The 16,061-nt window shown below is 69.4% G+C and carries 20 protein-coding genes; 11 read left to right on the forward strand and 9 right to left on the reverse strand.

The window, feature by feature from the left end; genetic code table 11:
* Positions 1-392 precede the first annotated feature (392 nt).
* Together FKR81_RS24620 and FKR81_RS24625 are read right to left on the reverse strand one after the other, a co-directional pair.
* Complete coding sequence (locus FKR81_RS24620) at positions 393-1,235, reverse strand: ParB N-terminal domain-containing protein (RefSeq protein ID WP_146354827.1); 843 nt, start codon at positions 1,233-1,235, stop codon at positions 393-395.
* The gene (locus FKR81_RS24625; protein WP_146354829.1) at positions 1,228-1,902 is read right to left on the reverse strand and encodes a metallophosphoesterase family protein; all 675 of its coding nucleotides are present in this window, start codon (positions 1,900-1,902) and stop codon (positions 1,228-1,230) included. The genes FKR81_RS24620 and FKR81_RS24625 overlap by 8 nt, the downstream gene beginning before the upstream one ends.
* Before the next feature lie 293 nt (positions 1,903-2,195).
* On the opposite strand from FKR81_RS24625, the gene FKR81_RS24630 reads away from it, so the two are divergent.
* From FKR81_RS24630 to FKR81_RS24640, 3 genes are read left to right on the forward strand one after another with little or no spacing between them, the layout of a single operon-like run.
* The gene (locus tag FKR81_RS24630; RefSeq protein ID WP_146354831.1) at positions 2,196-2,657 is read left to right on the forward strand and encodes a hypothetical protein; all 462 of its coding nucleotides are present in this window, start codon (positions 2,196-2,198) and stop codon (positions 2,655-2,657) included.
* Between the two features lie 33 nt (positions 2,658-2,690).
* Entirely contained in the window at positions 2,691-3,779 is a 1,089-nt protein-coding gene (locus FKR81_RS24635; RefSeq protein ID WP_146354833.1) for a DUF2332 domain-containing protein, read from the forward strand.
* On the forward strand, positions 3,776-4,255 hold the full coding sequence (locus FKR81_RS24640) for a nitroreductase family deazaflavin-dependent oxidoreductase (RefSeq protein WP_146354835.1): 480 nt from the start codon (positions 3,776-3,778) through the stop codon (positions 4,253-4,255). Before FKR81_RS24635 ends, FKR81_RS24640 begins: the two co-directional genes overlap by 4 nt.
* Here FKR81_RS24640 and FKR81_RS24645 read toward each other — a convergent pair.
* Together FKR81_RS24645 and corA are read right to left on the reverse strand one after the other, a co-directional pair.
* On the reverse strand, positions 4,233-4,607 hold the full coding sequence (locus tag FKR81_RS24645; RefSeq protein ID WP_146354837.1) for a hypothetical protein: 375 nt from the start codon (positions 4,605-4,607) through the stop codon (positions 4,233-4,235). The genes FKR81_RS24640 and FKR81_RS24645 overlap by 23 nt on opposite strands.
* A gap of 133 nt (positions 4,608-4,740) precedes the next feature.
* Entirely contained in the window at positions 4,741-5,808 is a 1,068-nt protein-coding gene (gene corA / locus FKR81_RS24650; RefSeq protein WP_146354839.1) for a magnesium/cobalt transporter CorA, read from the reverse strand.
* Positions 5,809-6,081: 273 nt separating this feature from the next.
* Here corA and FKR81_RS24655 point away from each other — a divergent pair, with 273 nt between their 5' ends.
* Positions 6,082-6,585 carry a MaoC family dehydratase gene (locus FKR81_RS24655; RefSeq protein WP_146354841.1) on the forward strand — a complete coding sequence of 168 codons (504 nt, stop codon included), beginning with the start codon at positions 6,082-6,084 and terminating at the stop codon, positions 6,583-6,585.
* 1 nt (position 6,586) lies between these two features.
* Positions 6,587-7,603, forward strand: a complete 1,017-nt coding sequence (locus FKR81_RS24660; RefSeq protein ID WP_146354843.1) for a DUF2332 domain-containing protein — start codon at positions 6,587-6,589, stop codon at positions 7,601-7,603.
* An 11-nt stretch (positions 7,604-7,614) separates the two neighbouring features.
* Here the strand turns inward: FKR81_RS24660 and FKR81_RS24665 are convergent, their stop codons facing one another.
* Positions 7,615-8,028, reverse strand: coding sequence for an NUDIX hydrolase (locus FKR81_RS24665; RefSeq protein WP_146354845.1), 414 nt, complete (start codon positions 8,026-8,028; stop codon positions 7,615-7,617).
* 142 nt (positions 8,029-8,170) lie between these two features.
* On the opposite strand from FKR81_RS24665, the gene FKR81_RS43720 reads away from it, so the two are divergent.
* The 4 genes from FKR81_RS43720 to FKR81_RS24680 are packed head-to-tail and all read left to right on the forward strand — an operon-like array spanning position 8,171 to position 10,457.
* Complete coding sequence (locus tag FKR81_RS43720) at positions 8,171-8,341, forward strand: hypothetical protein (protein WP_186763152.1); 171 nt, start codon at positions 8,171-8,173, stop codon at positions 8,339-8,341.
* 33 nt (positions 8,342-8,374) lie between these two features.
* Entirely contained in the window at positions 8,375-8,935 is a 561-nt protein-coding gene (locus FKR81_RS24670) for a PH domain-containing protein (RefSeq protein WP_146354847.1), read from the forward strand.
* Positions 8,936-8,971: 36 nt separating this feature from the next.
* Positions 8,972-9,829: a PHP domain-containing protein gene (locus tag FKR81_RS24675; RefSeq protein WP_186763153.1), complete on the forward strand. Its 858-nt coding sequence runs from the start codon at positions 8,972-8,974 to the stop codon at positions 9,827-9,829.
* Between the two features lie 10 nt (positions 9,830-9,839).
* Positions 9,840-10,457 carry a MarC family protein gene (locus FKR81_RS24680; RefSeq protein WP_146354851.1) on the forward strand — a complete coding sequence of 206 codons (618 nt, stop codon included), beginning with the start codon at positions 9,840-9,842 and terminating at the stop codon, positions 10,455-10,457.
* On the opposite strand, the gene FKR81_RS24685 is transcribed toward FKR81_RS24680, so the two are convergent.
* Positions 10,454-10,777 carry an arsenate reductase family protein gene (locus FKR81_RS24685; RefSeq protein ID WP_407936549.1) on the reverse strand — a complete coding sequence of 108 codons (324 nt, stop codon included), beginning with the start codon at positions 10,775-10,777 and terminating at the stop codon, positions 10,454-10,456. The two genes, FKR81_RS24680 and FKR81_RS24685, sit on opposite strands and share 4 nt — an antisense overlap.
* A 37-nt stretch (positions 10,778-10,814) precedes the next feature.
* Here FKR81_RS24685 and FKR81_RS24690 point away from each other — a divergent pair, with 37 nt between their 5' ends.
* Entirely contained in the window at positions 10,815-11,651 is an 837-nt protein-coding gene (locus FKR81_RS24690; protein ID WP_146354853.1) for a RecB family exonuclease, read from the forward strand.
* A gap of 204 nt (positions 11,652-11,855) precedes the next feature.
* Positions 11,856-12,146: a hypothetical protein gene (locus FKR81_RS24695; protein ID WP_146354855.1), complete on the forward strand. Its 291-nt coding sequence runs from the start codon at positions 11,856-11,858 to the stop codon at positions 12,144-12,146.
* A gap of 19 nt (positions 12,147-12,165) precedes the next feature.
* Here FKR81_RS24695 and FKR81_RS24700 read toward each other — a convergent pair whose 3' ends face one another.
* From FKR81_RS24700 to FKR81_RS24710, 3 genes are read right to left on the reverse strand one after another with little or no spacing between them, the layout of a single operon-like run.
* Positions 12,166-13,038: an alpha/beta fold hydrolase gene (locus tag FKR81_RS24700; protein WP_146354857.1), complete on the reverse strand. Its 873-nt coding sequence runs from the start codon at positions 13,036-13,038 to the stop codon at positions 12,166-12,168.
* A 7-nt stretch (positions 13,039-13,045) separates the two neighbouring features.
* A complete protein-coding gene (locus FKR81_RS24705; protein ID WP_146354859.1) occupies positions 13,046-14,329 on the reverse strand; it encodes an Rv3212 family protein in 1,284 nt (427 codons plus the stop codon).
* A gap of 5 nt (positions 14,330-14,334) precedes the next feature.
* Positions 14,335-15,966, reverse strand: a complete 1,632-nt coding sequence (locus tag FKR81_RS24710) for a DEAD/DEAH box helicase (protein ID WP_146354861.1) — start codon at positions 15,964-15,966, stop codon at positions 14,335-14,337.
* Positions 15,967-16,061 lie beyond the last annotated feature (95 nt).

Below are 16,061 nucleotides of genomic sequence, written 5' to 3' on the forward strand. Positions count from 1 at the left end.
CGGCGGCCAGTTGTGGCTCGGCCCGTGGCAGGCGGCGAGCCTTGGCGCGTGGCGCGTCGCGCTGGTTGGCAGCGAGGGAGGTTGCGCGCGGTGGTGGGCATCTGGTGGCTGGCCCGTGGCACGCGTCGAGCGCAGCCGAGCCCCTGGCGAGCCAGCGCGGCGACCTGACACCGGAGTCGTCGATCTCGCGGCTGCCGTGCACCATCGGCTGCTGGCCCAGCGCACGAGTTCGCCGAGGGGCTGAACGGCCCGCCGGAGCACCAGTGCTCCTGACCCGCGACGCCGCCCAGCCCCCGCGCTATCCACCTGTCCGACGACGACCGTTCGGCTACTGGGCGACACCCACCGGTGGGCGCACGCGGCCCAAGGGCGGACACCGCCCGCAACCAGGCCTAACGCCGCGAGGAGTCGCGAACAGCGCTGAGCACGTCGGGATCCCACCGGTGCGTGCGGATCAACCGGTACCGCTCCCCGGCCACCCACATGTAGGCCTCGGTCTCGGTGCGATCGCCCACCATGTCGGCTTGCCGCAGCATCCCGACGACGGGCGTGTACTCGTCGGTGTACCAGCGCCGGGCCACCTCGGCCCGGTCGAGGAGTTTGCCCTCGTCCTGCATGAGGCGGAACCCCCAGGCCTCGACGTGCTCACCGAGCTGGGCGTAGTCCCAGGGATCCGAGACGACGACGGCCGCGCGGGCCTCGCCGGTCAGCGGCACGCGCTCGAGGAACAGACGGCGGTAGTCCTTGACGATGAGGTCGCCGCGGTACCGGATGCCCGCCGCGTTGATGCGGGTGACGACCTCGGTGACGTAGGCGTCGATCGTGGTCAGGCCCAGTGCGTGGGCGACGGACACGCGGTGGTGGCCGTCGATGATGAAGTGCAGCTCGCCGATGCGGTACACCTCGATCGGCGGGACGGACTCGCCGCGGCGCTGCGCCAGCGCCAAGCGTTGCCACCGCTCGCGCACGCGGCCGGAGGTGGGGCGGAAGCGGCGGTCGAAGTCGCGGGTGCGGTCGACGCTGCCGACGATCGAGTCCAGGCGGATCGATCGCAGGCCCAGGCGGTTCTCGGACCGCATGCCCAGCGCGTCCACGACCTCGTGGAACGGCAGCATGATGTTGACGTCGTCGGGTTCGCGGCGCAGCCACGTGGCGAGCCGCGAGAGCACCTGGCGGCGGCGGGCGCGGAGGAAGTCGTTCTCGGCGTCCGCCAGCGGGAAACCCGTGTCACGCATGTCTGACCCCCACTGCGGTAGGAATCTCCAGCACCTTGTGACCGACAACGTTCACCACGCGGGTGTCGCCGAGGTGGCGGTCGGGTTTCAACGAGCCGTGCGGGTGGATGTGGCCGTGCAGCATCAGCGGCGGCCGCAGGCGCGAGACGAGCGGGTGCAGGCACGCGAAGCCGCGGTGCGGCGCGTCCGGCTCGTCGCCGCAGTCCAGCGGTGGTGAATGGGTCAGCAGCACGTCAACGCCACGTCCGTCCCGCAGTCGGCGCCACCCGGCGAGCCGGGCGACCCGGCGCGCGCGGCGCGCCTGCTGCCGTTCGGTCCACTGGTTGGGCCCCTTGTTGTAGCGGATCGAACCACCGAGGCCGGCGATCCGCAGCCCGGCGACGTCGACGACCCGCTCGTCGGCGTTCACCGCGCCCGTCGGGCCGGGCCAGCGGGTCGGGAGGCCGTCCTTCGTCCAGAGGCCGCGCACGTTCGAGTAGCCGGTCAGGTCGGTGTCGTGGTTGCCCGGCACGAACACGAGCGGTCTGTCCAGCGCGTTGGCGAGGTGCTCCAGGTAGTCGAAGGGGAGGTCGCCTGCGGCGACGATCAGGTCCACCTCGTAGGAGTGCACCTGGTCGGTCCACAGCTGTTCGACGACCTCGTCGGCCACGGCGAGAACCTTCGGCATCTTTCCGAGGGTAATCCTGTCGACGGTGACAGCGGGAGGACAGCCGAAACTCATCCGAAGTGGACAGTCTGTGGCACATGAGATCTCTCTTGATCGCATCGCATCGCGTCGCATCGCATCGCATCGCATCGCGGCCGTGCTCGTGCTGCCGGTGACTGCTCCTCGGCACCTCGCCCGGCACGCCCGCGCTCGGGCTGAAGATCGACGACCGGGGCCGGCTGTTCGTCGCGGGCGGACGGGCGGGCAACTTCCGGGTCGTCGACAGCCGGGACGGCACGATCCTCGCCAGCTACGTGCTCGCGCCGGCTGGTGACCTGGTCAACGACGTGTTCGTCACCGACGACGCCGCGTACGTCACGAACTCCGACCGGCCGGAGATCTACCGGTTGCCGCTGCGCGGCGGCAAGCTCCCGACCCAGGGTCAGGTCCAGAAGATCCCGCTGACCGGCGACATCGTCTTCGGCACCGGCGTCACCACCGCGCTCGACCTCGGGGGCCTGGGCCGACGGCCTGCTCAAGGTCGGCAGCACGCTCCACGTCGTGCAGAACCGGCTGAACATGATCGCCGAGCTCAGGCTCAACCGCGACGAGACGCCGCCACCGTGGTCCGCAAGATCACCGACCCGAGCTTCGACGTGCCGACGAACGTCGTGCTCCACCGGGACCGGCTGTGGCTGCCGAACGCGCGCCTCACGACCCCGCAGACACCCGAAACCCCTTACGGCGTCGTGTCGGTCCCTCGTCCGGGTTGGTGACGGCAGCGGGCGGAACGCGTTAGTTTCGGAGGCGTGCTAGCCGAGCTGTTCGCCGATGCCGCGCGTGGTTGCCGCGAGAGCAGCCCGCTGACCCACCGACTGCTCACCGACGCCGCCGCCGACCTCGTCAGCGGCGGCGTCACCTCGAAGGTCATGGCCGGCGCCGAATGCGACCGGCAAGGCACCGTCCCCGGACTGCGCTTCGCCGGGGCGGTGCACCGGCTCGTGCTGGAGGGCAGAGCACCGAGCCTGGCCAAGCACTACCCGTCCGTCGGCGGTCAGCCGCACCTGCCGACGCTGTGGCAGGACGCGCTCCCCGCGCTGCACGCGCACGCCGACGAGCTGCACGCCCGGATCGCCGCCACGGTCGTGCAGACCAACGAACCCGGCCGCAGCGCGCCGCTGTTCGGCGGCCTCCAGGTCGCCGCGCACGAGGCCGCGAAGGCGGCGGGCAGGCACGTGCCGTTCTCCGTGCGGCTGCTGGAGATCGGCGCCAGCGGAGGCCTCAACCTGCGCCCACACCACGTCGGCTACCGCATGCCGGACGGCACGACGCACGGCGACGCGGACAGCCTGCTCGTGCTCGACCCGCGCTGGACCGGCCTGCCGGACGTCGACCTGGCGCACCGCCTGCGCATCGTCGGCCGCGCGGGCTGCGACATCCACCCGGTCGACGTGTCCACTGAGGACGGACGGCTGCAGCTGTGCTCGTTCGTCTGGGCCGACCAGCTCGATCGCTGGAACCGGCTGCGCGACGCGCTCGACCTCGCCGCCGTCGACCCGGTCAAGGTGCAGCAGGCGTCCGGGCCCGAGTGGCTCGCCCAGCACCTCGCCCGCACTGAAAGAGACGTCCTTACGGTGGTGTGGCATTCGGTTGTCTGGCAGTACGTTTCACCCGCTGACCGCGCGATGGGCCGCGCGGTGCTGGCCGACGCCGCCGCCAAGGCGACGCCGACGGCACCGCTCGCGCTGCTCGTGTACGAGCCGCGGCGCACCAGCGCACCCGAGAAGTACCAGTTCCACCTGCTGCTGAAGCTGTGGCCCGCCAACCTGTCCCTGCACCTCGGGCACGGTGCGGGGCACGGCATTCCGTTCACCTGGGAGGCCAAACCTTGGTCGTGAAGAGCAAGTTGTTCCAGCGGTTCGCCGGCAACCCGAAGATGCTGCGCATGATGATGAAGTCGGCACCCGCGATGGATCGGCTGGCTCACCGGCTGACCGGCGGCCGCTTCACGATGTCCGGCAGCGTCATGCCGATCATGGTGCTCGACACCATCGGCAGCAAGAGCGGGCAGCCGCGCAGATCGCCACTGCAGTACGTCAAGCACGGCAACGACTTCCTGGTCATCGGCAGCAACTTCGGCGGCACGGCGCACCCCGCGTGGAGCACGAACCTGCTGAAGACCCCGGACGCCGCCGCATCGGTGGGCGGCAAGAGCTTCCCCGTCACGGCACGGCTGCTGGCCGGGGCGGAACGCGACGAGGCGTGGCGGGTGGCGCTGGAGCAGTGGCCGCCGTTCGAGAACTACGTGGCGCAGGCGGGTGGCCGCGAGTTCCGGATCTTCCGGCTCGAGCCTACGGAGCGACCACCGGCGTGATCCGCCAGCGCCCGTCGGTCTCCTCGACGGGCATGGTGACGGTGCCGGAGGTGCCGTCGACGCGGACGAACTCCACGACGACGGCACCACCGGAGAACCTGGCCGAGACGACCCGCGCACCGGTGAACCGGGTGGTCGTCTCCTGCGCGATCTCTTCTCCGCCAACGGAGAACAGCGGCGCGAGCTTCTTCGCGTCGTGCGCGCGCAACGACTCGGCGACCCGCCCGGCCAGCTCGTCCGGCGACGCGGCACCGGGATCCGGCCACTGCGAGATGAACAGGGCCACCATCACGAGCCAGCCGAGCGGGAACATCAACAGCCAGAACCGCAGGTTCCTCAGCTGGCGACGCACGTCAGGGCGTTCCTGAGATGAGCACGAACACAGCGGTGATCCAGCAGAGCAGGAACGTGAGCATCCAGAACCGGATGTTGGTCAGCATTCTGGTCATGACGAGAACCTCCAGCGAACGAAAACCGAACGGGAATCAGAGCCAGCGATTCCGTCGGAGTATTCGATAGAGCGTCAGACAGGCCACCAGAATGAGGCTCATCACGATGGGGTAGCCGTATTTCCAGTGCAGTTCCGGCATGTAGTCGAAGTTCATGCCGTAGATGCCGACCCCCATGGTCGGCACGGAGATGATCGCCACCCAGGCGGTGATCTTCCGCATGTCGGTGTTCTGCTGCAGCGTGATCTTCGCGAGCGTCGCGTCCACCAGCGTGGTCAGCAGCTCGTCGAACGCCGTGACGCGTTCGGACACCTCGGTGAGGTGGTCGTCGACGTCGCGGAAGTACGAGCGCACCTGCTCGGGGATGAGCGGGGTGTAGCCCTCTGCCAAGCGCCGCAACGGGTTCGCGAGCGGCATGACCGCGCGGCGCAGCTCCAGCACCTCGCGCTTGAAGAGGTAGATCTGCTCCGCGCTGACGTTGCTGCGCGGCGCGAAGATCCGCTCCTCCATCTGGTCGATGTCGGTCTCGATGTGCTCGGTGACGTCGAGGTAGTTGTCGACGACGTGGTCCGCGATCGCGTGCAGGACGGCGGACGGGCCGATCTGCAGCCGCTCCGGCTCGTCCTCCATCTCGTGCCGCAGCTTGGACAGCCCCGAGTGGTTGCCGTGCCGCACGGTGATCACGAAGTCCTTGCCGAGGAACACCATGATCTCGCCGCTCTCGACGATCTCGTTGGCGGTGTCCGGGGACTCGTTGGTCACGTAGCGGACGGTCTTGAAGACCATGAAGAGCGTGTTGTCGTACCGCTCGAGCTTCGGCCGCTGGTGCGCGTGCACCGCGTCCTCCACGGCGAGCTCGTGCAGGCCGAACGTGTCCGCGATGCCCTGGATCTGCTCCTCGTCCGGCTCGTGCAGACCGATCCACACGAAACCGTCCTTGCGCTTGCGCACCTCTTTGACGGCGTCGGTGTGCGTCCAGCGGCCGGGCAGGCGCTTGCCGTCGACGTAGACCGCGCAGTCGACCACGTACGCCGACAACGGCACCGGAATGGGTGCCATCGGGCGCTGCGGGCCGCGACCGCGGATCGAGGGCAAGCTGGGCATGGTGAGTTCCTCCAGGCGCGCACGTCGTCACAAGGCACGAACATGACGGGGCGTCCTACACCGGGGAGCTCAGAGCAGAATTGCCCCTCCGATGAGGACGCGCTTGGTACTGGCAGGGTGGGGGTCGTTCTTCATCTGGACGTCCTCACCTCCTCTGGGCGAAGTTCACTGGTGGTGGATTGGCTCACACACCGGTTGCCGAGAGTACTCCCCCTCCGATCACACTGTCTCCCCAACCGAGACGGATCTCGATCACAGCCAGCGGAGGCAGTAGTGCAGTTCGGTCGTTACTACGAGGAGTTCGAGGTCGGCGCGGTCTACAAGCACTGGCCTGGCAAGACGGTGACGGAGTACGACGACCACCTGTTCTGCCTGCTCACGATGAACCACCACCCGCTCCACATGGACCTGAACTACGCGGAGAACACGACGGACTTCGGCAAGAACGTCGTCGTCGGCAACTACATCTACTCACTGCTGCTGGGCATGTCTGTGCCCGACGTCTCAGGCAAGGCCATCGCCAACCTGGAGATCGAGTCGCTGCGGCACGTGAAGCCGACGTTCCACGGTGACACCATCTACGGCGAGACCGAGGTGCTCGACAAGACGCCGTCGAAGTCCAAGGACGACCGCGGCATCGTCTACGTGGAGACTCGCGGCTACAAGCAGGACGGCACGGTCGTGTGCATCTTCCGGCGCAAGGTCATGGTGCCCAAGACGTCCTACGGTGAAGCACGCGGCGGCGAACAGCCCGGCCGTCCCGAGCCCAAGGAGTGAAGTGACCTCATCGGATCTGGTGCAGCGCAGGCTTCGCGAGTTCGCGGAGGAGGCGGCCGGGGTCTCACCGCTCTACGAGCACCTGGCACGGCGCGCTGCCGACGATCCGGAGGTCGCCGGTCTGCTGACGGCGGCGCCGGAGGCCACCGCCTCCGGCGCGCTGCTCCTCGCGGCCGCCCACCGGCTCGTGCAGGCCGAGCCGTTCCACCCGCTGTCGAACTACTACCCGTCGCTCGGCGGCACCTACGGCGTCGACGAGCGCACGTGGCCGCTGTTCCGCGACTTCCTGCTCGAACGCGCCGAGCGCGTGCGCACCCTGGTGTCAGCCCGCGCGACGCGGTCGAACGACGTGCGCGGCGCCGCGCTGCTCTACCCGGCCGTCGCGATCGCCGCCAAGCAGGCGGGCGCCCCGATCGGCCTGCTCGAGGCGGGCACGAGCGCGGGCCTGCTGCTCGGGCTCGACCAGTACTCGTACCGCTACCAGACCCAGCAGGCCGGTCAGCTCGTCGCCGGACCGGCCAAGGCCGCGCTCGGCCTGCACTGCGCGCTGGAGCTCGCGCCGGGCGCGGAGCTGCCGAAACTGCCGAAGGTGCTCAAGGTCGCGGCCAAGGCCGGTGTCGGTGAGTCACCGGCCGACCTGGCGGACGAGGACGAGTACGCCTGGTTGGAGGCATGCGTCTGGGCCGACCAACCGGAACGGCTGCGCCTGTTCGGGGTGGCTGCCGGCGTGCTGCGCAAGAAACCGCCGCGCATCGTCGCGGGCGACCCGGTCGCCGATTTGGGCAAAGCCGCGGAGCTGATCCCGGCCGAGGTGCCGCTCGTCGTGCTCACCAACGGCTCCGGTCTGGATCTCGCACCCGCACTCGCCGCGCTGGGCAGGCCCGCCTGGTGGGCGGCGCTCGAGGGCGGCGAGCTCAGGCTCGTCCGGTCGAAGGATGGACAGACCGAGACGAGGGTGCTCGGGACGACCGAGGCCCACGGACAGCGTCTTGTATGGCTCGCGGCGGCGACTCGATAGAGGGAACCCGATCACGTCCTCGGGAGGCATTGCCAGCTGGAAAGCGCTTCCAGCAGGCCTTCGGTGAGCGGAAGTGTGGTCAACATCGCACTGTCGACCCAGCGGGCATCCGATGCGTCGTCCCCCGCTCGGAGCACACCCCCGCTGACCTGGCACGTGTAGTCGAAGATCAAAAAAACACCGTTCTTGAACGGTCGAGTGACGCTGCCGGCGAGCGGGCCGACGGTGACGGAGAGTCCCGTTTCCTCGAGGAGTTCCCTCGTCAACGCCTGCTCGTCGGTCTCGTCTCGCTCCACTCGGCCGCCTGGTATCGACCACAGTCCCTCACCAGGCGCGTTGGCTCGTCGCACGAGCAGTAGTCGCCCAATAGCGTCATGCAGGATGCCGCCGACACAGCGGACCGTGGCTGGATGGCTCTCCGTCACGAGTACGGAGCGTAGTCACCCCGGATCGGCGGTGCAGCTCGCTCGCCCATGCGCGGTACAAATTCTCCACGGCGCTGGGCGTTGCTGTACAACGGTGACGAACGGCGCCAAACGGGTGCGGAAGTTGGACGGGGTGGGTACCGTGAACTTGAAGAAGCTTCTCATTTTCGCCGGCGTCGCCTTGCTGCTGTTCTTCCTCATCGCCGAGCCGCAGCAGGCCGCGCAGCTGGTCCAGAACATCCTCAACTCACTGCGGGCGGCCGCTGAGTCGATCGTTCTCTTCGTGAGGAACGTCTTCTCCGGCGGTGCGTAGGCCATACTCGTCGTAACGAGAGGCGGGTGAGGCATGTTCGCACCACGGGACCCTGACGACTACCTGCTCAGCAGTGAGCGTCGGGTCATCAGGGTGCGCCGCCACTGGTCCTACCTGTTGTGGGACGTGCTCGAGGCGGGCGCGCTGCTCGCCGGCGCCATGATGATCTCGTACCTGCTGCCGGACAACGCGGGCGTCATCCAGAACGTGCTCTGGTACGTCTCGCTGCTCGTCCTGCTGCGGTTGGCCTACTTCATCATCGAGTGGTGGGTCGAGCGGATCGTCGTGACCGACAAGCGGTTCATGCTGACATCGGGCGTCTTCGAGACCAAGGTCGCGATGATGCCCATCAGCAAGGTCACCGACCTCACCTACGAGCGCACGGTGGCGGGCCGCATGTTCGGGTTCGGCACCCTCATCGTGGAGTCGGCCGGTCAGATCCAGGCGTTGAACCGCCTGGAGTACCTGCCGGACCCCGAAGAGGTGTACGACGCCATCTCGGAGCTGACCTTCGGCGACAAGAAGGCGCAGGCCGAGCGCTTCTCGATGATCAAGGCGCAGCGGGCAGCCCGCGGCAAGAAGATGGTCCCGTAGCGGGTCTCGCCGAGCACGTCGTCCACACTGGACGACGTGGTCATCGATCTGCACACCCATTCGACCGAGTCCGACGGCACCGACACCCCGGCTGAGCTGGTCGCGGCAGCAGCCGCGGCGGGCTTGGACACGGTGGCGATCACCGACCACGACACGGCGAACGGCTGGGCGGAGGCCGTTGCCGCGCTTCCCGCCGGTCTGCGGCTGGTGCGCGGCTCCGAGCAGTCCTGCACGTCCACGGACGGCACCGGCAGGCGCGTGACCGTGCACCTGCTGGCCTACCTCTACGACTCAGCGTCGCCCGTGATCGTCGCCGAGCAGCAGCGGCTGCGCGCGGAACGGCGCGAGCGGCTGCACAAGATCGCCGGGAAGATGCGCGACGACGGCTTCCCGATCGACCCCGATGAACTGCTGGCGTCCGTGCCCGACAGCGCGACGGTCGGCCGCCCCCACCTGGCGATGGCCCTGATGCGCGCGGGCGTGGTGTCGTCGGTCGACGAGGCGTTCGCGACCTACCTGGCAGGCGGCCGCTACTACGTGGCGCGCACGGACACGCCCGTCGAGCACGCCATCGAGATGATCAACGCGGCGGGCGGCGTGACCGTGCTGGCGCACCCGTTCGCCTCGGCGCGCGGCCCGATCGTGACGGCCGACGTGATCCGTTCCCTGGCCGCGGCCGGCATGGCGGGCGTCGAGGTCGACCACCCGGACCACGACGCCGACACGCGGCTGCGGTTGCGGAGGCTGGCCGATTCGGCTGGGCTGGTGGTCACCGGCTCGAGTGACTACCACGGCACGAACAAGACGATCCGGCTCGGCGCGGAGTCCACCGCGCCGGAGATGCTGGATGCTCTTGCCGACCGGGCCACCGGGTGCAAGATCGTCGTCGGCTGAGAGGTGCCGGATGTTCTTCGACACGCGGCTGTTCATCGAGGCCACGATCACGCTGATCGTGATCATGGATCCGCCCGGCACGATCCCCGTGTTCCTGGGTCTGGTCGGCCGCAAGTCCCGTGACCAGCGCCGCCGGGCGGCACGTCAGGGCGTGCTGGTGTCGTTCCTGGTGATCACGCTGTTCGCGGTGGCCGGCAACTCGATCCTGGCGTACATGCACATCGGCATCCCGGCCCTGCAGGGCGCGGGCGGCCTGCTGCTGTTGCTGATCGCGCTGGACCTGCTGACCGGCAAGGGCGACACGAACCACCCCGAGGTCGAGGACGTCAACATCGCGCTGGTGCCGCTCGGCACGCCCCTGCTGGCCGGGCCCGGCGCGATCGCGGCGACCATCGTGTTCGTGCGCCAGGCGGACGGCGCACTCGGCTCCTACCTGGCGCTGGCGGCGGCGATCGTGGCGGTGCACCTGGTCCTGCTGGCGTGCCTGCGCAGCGCGGGTGTGCTGATCAAGGTGTTCAAGGAGAGCGGCATCCTGCTGATGGCCAAGATCGCCGGTCTCCTGCTGGCCGCGATCGCCGTCCAGCTCGTCGCTTCGTCCGTGCAGGGCTACATCTCGGGTGCCTCCTAGCGCTCGACGCTCGCGCTGTCGTCCCTGATGACGATGGGGCGTTCGATGAGCACCGGGTTCGCGCTGAGGATCTTGATCCACTGCGCGCGGTCGAGGGGCTCGTCCTTGAGGTTGAGCTCCTTGTAGCGCGGTTCGCCCTTGCGCGTGATCTCCCACGGCTCCTTGTCGAGGAGGGTGAGGACGTGGTCGAGCTCGGCTTCGGTGGGCGGGGCGTCGAGGTAGCGGCGCTCGGTGTACTCCACGCCCGCGTCGTCCAGTGCCTGCTTGGCGGCGCGGCTCTTGGAACACCGCGGGTTGTGCCAGATCTCCATGGGTGCCATTCGAACACTGTCAGACCCCTTGAGTAACTTGGGGTGAGTGGAACAGCTCGGGTTCGACTTCGGCAGCGCCCCCAAACGTCTGGTTCGGGTGACGCCGGCCAAGCTCGCCACGTGGACCGACTGTCCGCGCCGCTATCGCATGGCCTACCTCGACCGTCCCTCTCCACCTCGCGGTGGCGCGTGGGCGCACAACACCCTGGGCGCGGTGGTGCACAACGCGCTGAAGGCGCTGTTCGACCTGCCGGTGGAGAAGCGGACGCCGGAGCAGGCCGTCGCGCTGGTCAACCGGCAGTGGAAGAGCGAGGGCTTCCGCGACGTCGACCAGGCCGCCGAGTACCGCAACCGGGCGTGCGGCTGGGTGCACGACTACGTGGCCGAGCTCGACGTGACGATCGAGCCGCTCGGCGTCGAGCGCTGGGTGTCGTCACCGACCCAGAAGATCGTCGCCGAGGGCCGGGTCGACCGCATCGACCTCCGCGACGGCGAGCTGGTGATCGTCGACTACAAGACCGGGCGGCACGCACTCACCGTCGACGACGCCCGCGGCTCGCAGGCACTGGCGCTGTACGCGCTGGCCGCGCGGCGGACGCTGCGCAAGCCGTGCCGCCGCGTCGAACTGCACCACCTGCCGACCGGCGAGGTGGCGGTGTGGGAGCACACGGAGGAAAGTCTCGCGCGGCACGTGACCCGTGCCGAGGAAGCGGCCGACGAGCTCGACCTGGCGGCCGAGACGCTGAAGGCGGGAGGGAACCCGGAGATCCTCTTCCCGCCGAACACAGGACGTCAGTGCACGTGGTGCGACTTCCGGCGCAGCTGTCCCGAAGGCCAGCAGGCAGCACCTTCGCTGGACCCCTGGGCACTGCTCGCGCCCTGAAACGCATGGGTTGCTGTTTTGATGGCCGCTGCTCCGCAGACGGCGGCGAGGTCGCCTGGGAAGTCGGTCGTCCGGCCGCTCGCTCTCGCCGAAATGGGCTTCGCCGATTCCGGCGAGACCGGGCGTCCGGACGACCGACGCGACCTCGCGCAACCCGGCGGGGGTTCGGACGTCGCAAGTAGAGTGGTGGAAGTGAAAGCAGCGGTGGAAACCAAACGGAAAGTCGGGTTCGGAATCCTGCGTGCCGTCAGCGGAGTACTCGCGGTCGGCATGGTGCTGCTGGCACTCGGAAACATCGGCGTGCAGTTCTACGCCAACTCCCGTGACCTGCCCGGACCAGGCGTTCTCGCCGTCACCTCGCACATCGTCGCCGCCGTGCTCGTGATCGGCGCCCAGGTGGTCGCCGACCGCTTCAACGACTGGCGCGCACCCGTGAGCTGCCTCGCCGTGCTCCTGGTCAGCGCGGCCACGCTGTGGCTCTTCTGGTGGGCCTAGCCCGAGGCTTGACCCGGACTCAGCTCAGCCAGGCCCGCCACGTGGGCAGCAGGGTCGCCAGCAGCTCGACCGGGGCCTCGGTGTTGGGAGAGTGCGCCGCACCGGGCAGCACGGCGAAGTCGGCGTCGAGACGCTCGGCCATGTCGCGCTGAGAGGCGGGGCTCCACGCGTCGTCCTGGTCGCCGCACACCACCAGGCACGGCGTCCCGCCTGCCCGCAGGGCCCGTCCCAGCTTGGCGACGAGGTCGGGCTCGTGGCGCAGGCCGTTGCCCATGCCGACCAGGCCCGCCGGTGACGACCTGAGGAAGCGCTCCTTCAGGAAGTTCTTGAGCTCGTCCGGCATCGCGGCGTAGCGGGGGTTCGCGACGGAACGCAGCTCGTGCAGCTGCTGCGCTCCTTCGAACCCCCTGGCGGCGAGGATCTGCTCGCCGATGTCGAGCGCCGTGCGGCGTTCACCCGCTGGCAGCTCGGACGGGCCGGACGACAGCAGGGTGAGGCCGGCGACGGGAGCGCCCGCGAGCACCGCGGCACGCGAGACGAGGCCGCCGTAGGAGTGGCCGAGCAGCAGCACGCGGCGGCCCTCGGCGGTCAGCTTCTCGACCAGCTCGGCGATGGCCGCACCCAGCGGGGCGGGCCGGTACTCGGGCTCGGTCAGCGGGCCCGCCGACTCGTACTGGCCGGGCAGGTCGATCGCCAGTGCCTCGAAACCCGCGTCGGCGATGCCGTCCAGCACCGGCGCGAAGTCCTCTTTGGACCCCGTGTAACCAGGGACGAGGAGTGCTGTCGCCTTCAGCGCGTCACCGACGGCGGGCACGCGCAACGCGGCCACGGGGCCGTAGCGGCCTTGGAGGTCGACACGTTCCGCCCGGTGCGGGCTGATCTGCGAGTACACGGAGGAACTATCGCAGTGCGACCAGGGTTTCGCCACGTTGCTCCAGCACTACCGGGCCCGCTGTGGCGAGGCGCACAGGACCGTCGTAGCCGTCTCGTTTGACGGAGATCGTGCCGATCTCGGCGCCGGTCGCCTGGTCGAAGACCTTCAGGCCGTCGCGCACCGGGATCAGGATGCGACCGGCCAGCGTGGTGCCGGAGCCGAGCGTGTCCTTGACCGTCCACATCGGAGCGAGCGTCTCGTTGTTCAGCGCGACGGTGCGGGAACCGGTGTGCCAGAAGACGTTCGACGGCGTCACGGTGGTCGGGGTGACCTGGTTCGGCGGGTCGGTGATCTCGCTGTCCGGCATGTCGAGCGGGGTCTCGGAGATCTGGTTGCCCGTCTCCGAGTCGAAGATGACGAGACGCGCGGGGCCGGGCAGCGCGACGGCGACGAAGCGGCTCGTCACGGCCACCACCTGGGCGCCGCGGCCGCCGACGACGACGCTCGCGAACACCTTCGGCTCGTCGGCCTTCTCCGGGTTCGGCTTCAGTACGGTGATGCGGTCGCTCGAGTCACCGGCGCAGCGCTCGAGGATCGCGAACTTGCCGCCGGTCACCGCGAACGAGCTGAACGTGCAGCCGGTGCGCGGCTGCTTGTTCGGGTTCACGATCGCGCGCAGCTGGCCGTACTCCAGCGAACGCACCAGGTCGTCGCGGCGGTACACCTCGACGAACTTCGTGCCCGTGGTGATCACGTGCGAGCCCTCGTCGAGCAGGCGCGTGCCCAGCTCGGCGTCACCGTTGCGCTGGGCCTTGCGCTCGCCGGTCACGCCGTCGACCGTCGTGACCTCGGAGCAGTTGTCGTCCTTGCGGTACACGCCCACCGCGCGGCCCCACGCCGAGGACACCGTGCACAGCGCCAGGTCGCGCTGGTAGCTCCAGCGGACGTCGCCGGTCAGCGGGTCGCGGCCGGCGACCTCGCCACCGTCACCGGTGACGACGGTCGACTCGACCACGACGGGGACCTGCGTCGAGCCGCTCTTCGCGCGCCACACCTCGCCGAGCGACGGCGGTAGTGCGGAGACGGGCGGCAGCTCGGCCACCGAGGACGGGCCGGTGCGCACGGTCGTGGACCGCGCGTCGCTGTTCTGCCACACCACGAGCCCGGTGACGAGCACGCCGACGGTGATCACCGCTACCGCGATGAAATCACCTCGGGTGCGCCAGGTCCGGGCTGGTGGGCGCGGCTGGACGACCTCTTGTTCGGGGTCGCCCAGCACGTCCTCGATGTCGGCGATGTCAGAAGACATGGCTCTTAGTCTGCCGAAGGTGCGGCCTGCTCCGCACCGGCCCTGCGCCGACGGCGGCGCTTGGGCTTGTCGGCACCGCTGTTCTCGGTGCTCGGCGTGGCCTCGGTCTCGCCTTCGACGGGCACGCCCGCACGGCTGCGCCGCCTGCTGCGACGAGGCCGCGACTCCTCCTGGGAGTCCTTCGGCGTGGAACCCGACTCGGGTGCCGGAGCGTGCTCAGCCGCACCGGCGGAGCCGGCGCGGCCGCTGCGCCTGCGCTTGCGCGGCGCCTTGCGGTCGAACTTCTCCTCGACCTCGGCGTCCAGACCGGCCCGCGTGCGCAGGCCGAGCGGCAGCCGCCCGGTCGAACCGGACGGGATGTCCAGGTCGGAGAACAGGTGGTCCGACGTCGAGTAGGTCTCGACCGGCTCGGGCTTGCCGAGGTTGAGGGCGTCGCTGATCATCTTCCAGCGCGCTTCCTCGTCCCAGTCGACGAACGTCACCGCGACACCGGTGCGCCCGGCGCGGCCCGTGCGGCCGATGCGGTGGACGTACGCCTTCTCGTCCTCGGGGCACTGGTAGTTGATCACGTGCGTCACGTCGTCGATGTCGATGCCGCGCGCGGCGACGTCGGTCGCGACCAGCACGTCCACCTTGCCGGTGCGGAACGCGCGCAGCGCCTTCTCGCGACCGCCCTGGCCGAGGTCGCCGTGCACCGCCGCGACCGCGAAGCCGCGCTCGGTGAGGTCGTCCGCGATCTTCTGCGCGGTCCGCTTGGTGCGCGCGAAGATCATCGACAGACCGCGGTCGCGCGCCTGCAGCATGCGGGCGAGCATCTCGATCTTGTCGAGCGAGTGCGCGCGGTAGACGAACTGCTCGGTGCGCTCGTGGATCGCGCCCGCGTCGTTCTCCTCGGCCCGGATGTGCGTGGGCTGCTTCAGGAACGTGCGCGCGAGCGTGATGATCGGGCCCGGCATGGTCGCCGAGAACAGCATGGTCTGCCGCTCGTCCGGAACCATGGTCAGGATGCGCTCGATGTCGGGCAGGAAGCCCAGGTCGAGCATCTCGTCGGCCTCGTCCAGCACCAGGTTGCGGACCTTGCCCAGCACCAGGTGGCGCTGCTCGGCCAGGTCGAGCAGGCGGCCGGGCGTGCCGATGACGACGTCGACGCCCTTCTTCAGCGCCGCGATCTGCTGGTCGTAGGGGCGGCCGCCGTAGATCGACGTGACCCGCACGCCGAGGTGCTTCGAGGCGTCGGTGAGGTCGTGGGTGACCTGGAGACACAGCTCACGAGTGGGAACCACCACAAGTGCCTGCGGGGTGCCGTCGCCAGGCGTGATGACGCGCTGCAGCAGCGGCACGCCGAAGCCGAGGGTCTTGCCGGTGCCGGTGCGGGCCTGGCCGATCACGTCGTCGCCCGCGAGCGCGATCGGGAGCGTCAGCTCCTGGATCGCGAAGGTCCGCACGATGCCTGCTTCGTTCAGCGCCCGGACGATCTCGGGGCGCACCCCCAGCTCCGCGAACGTGGGGGCTTCCTCGCTCACCGGGGCGTCTGCCAGCAGCGGGTGCGACGTGTCTTCCTCGGGGACACCGGCTTCGCTGTGTTCGAGCGCTACCGGGTCGAGATGTGCGTCAGTGATGTCGGTCAGGATGATCAGCCTCTCTCAGCCAGCGCGCACGCCCTGGTTGAGGGCCTCTCGACCGCGCTCGCAAGGCTGCGGGAAAGGTGTGCACGCACCATTTCGGACGCCGC

Source organism: Lentzea tibetensis (genome assembly GCF_007845675.1).
Lineage (GTDB): Bacteria > Actinomycetota > Actinomycetes > Mycobacteriales > Pseudonocardiaceae > Lentzea > Lentzea tibetensis.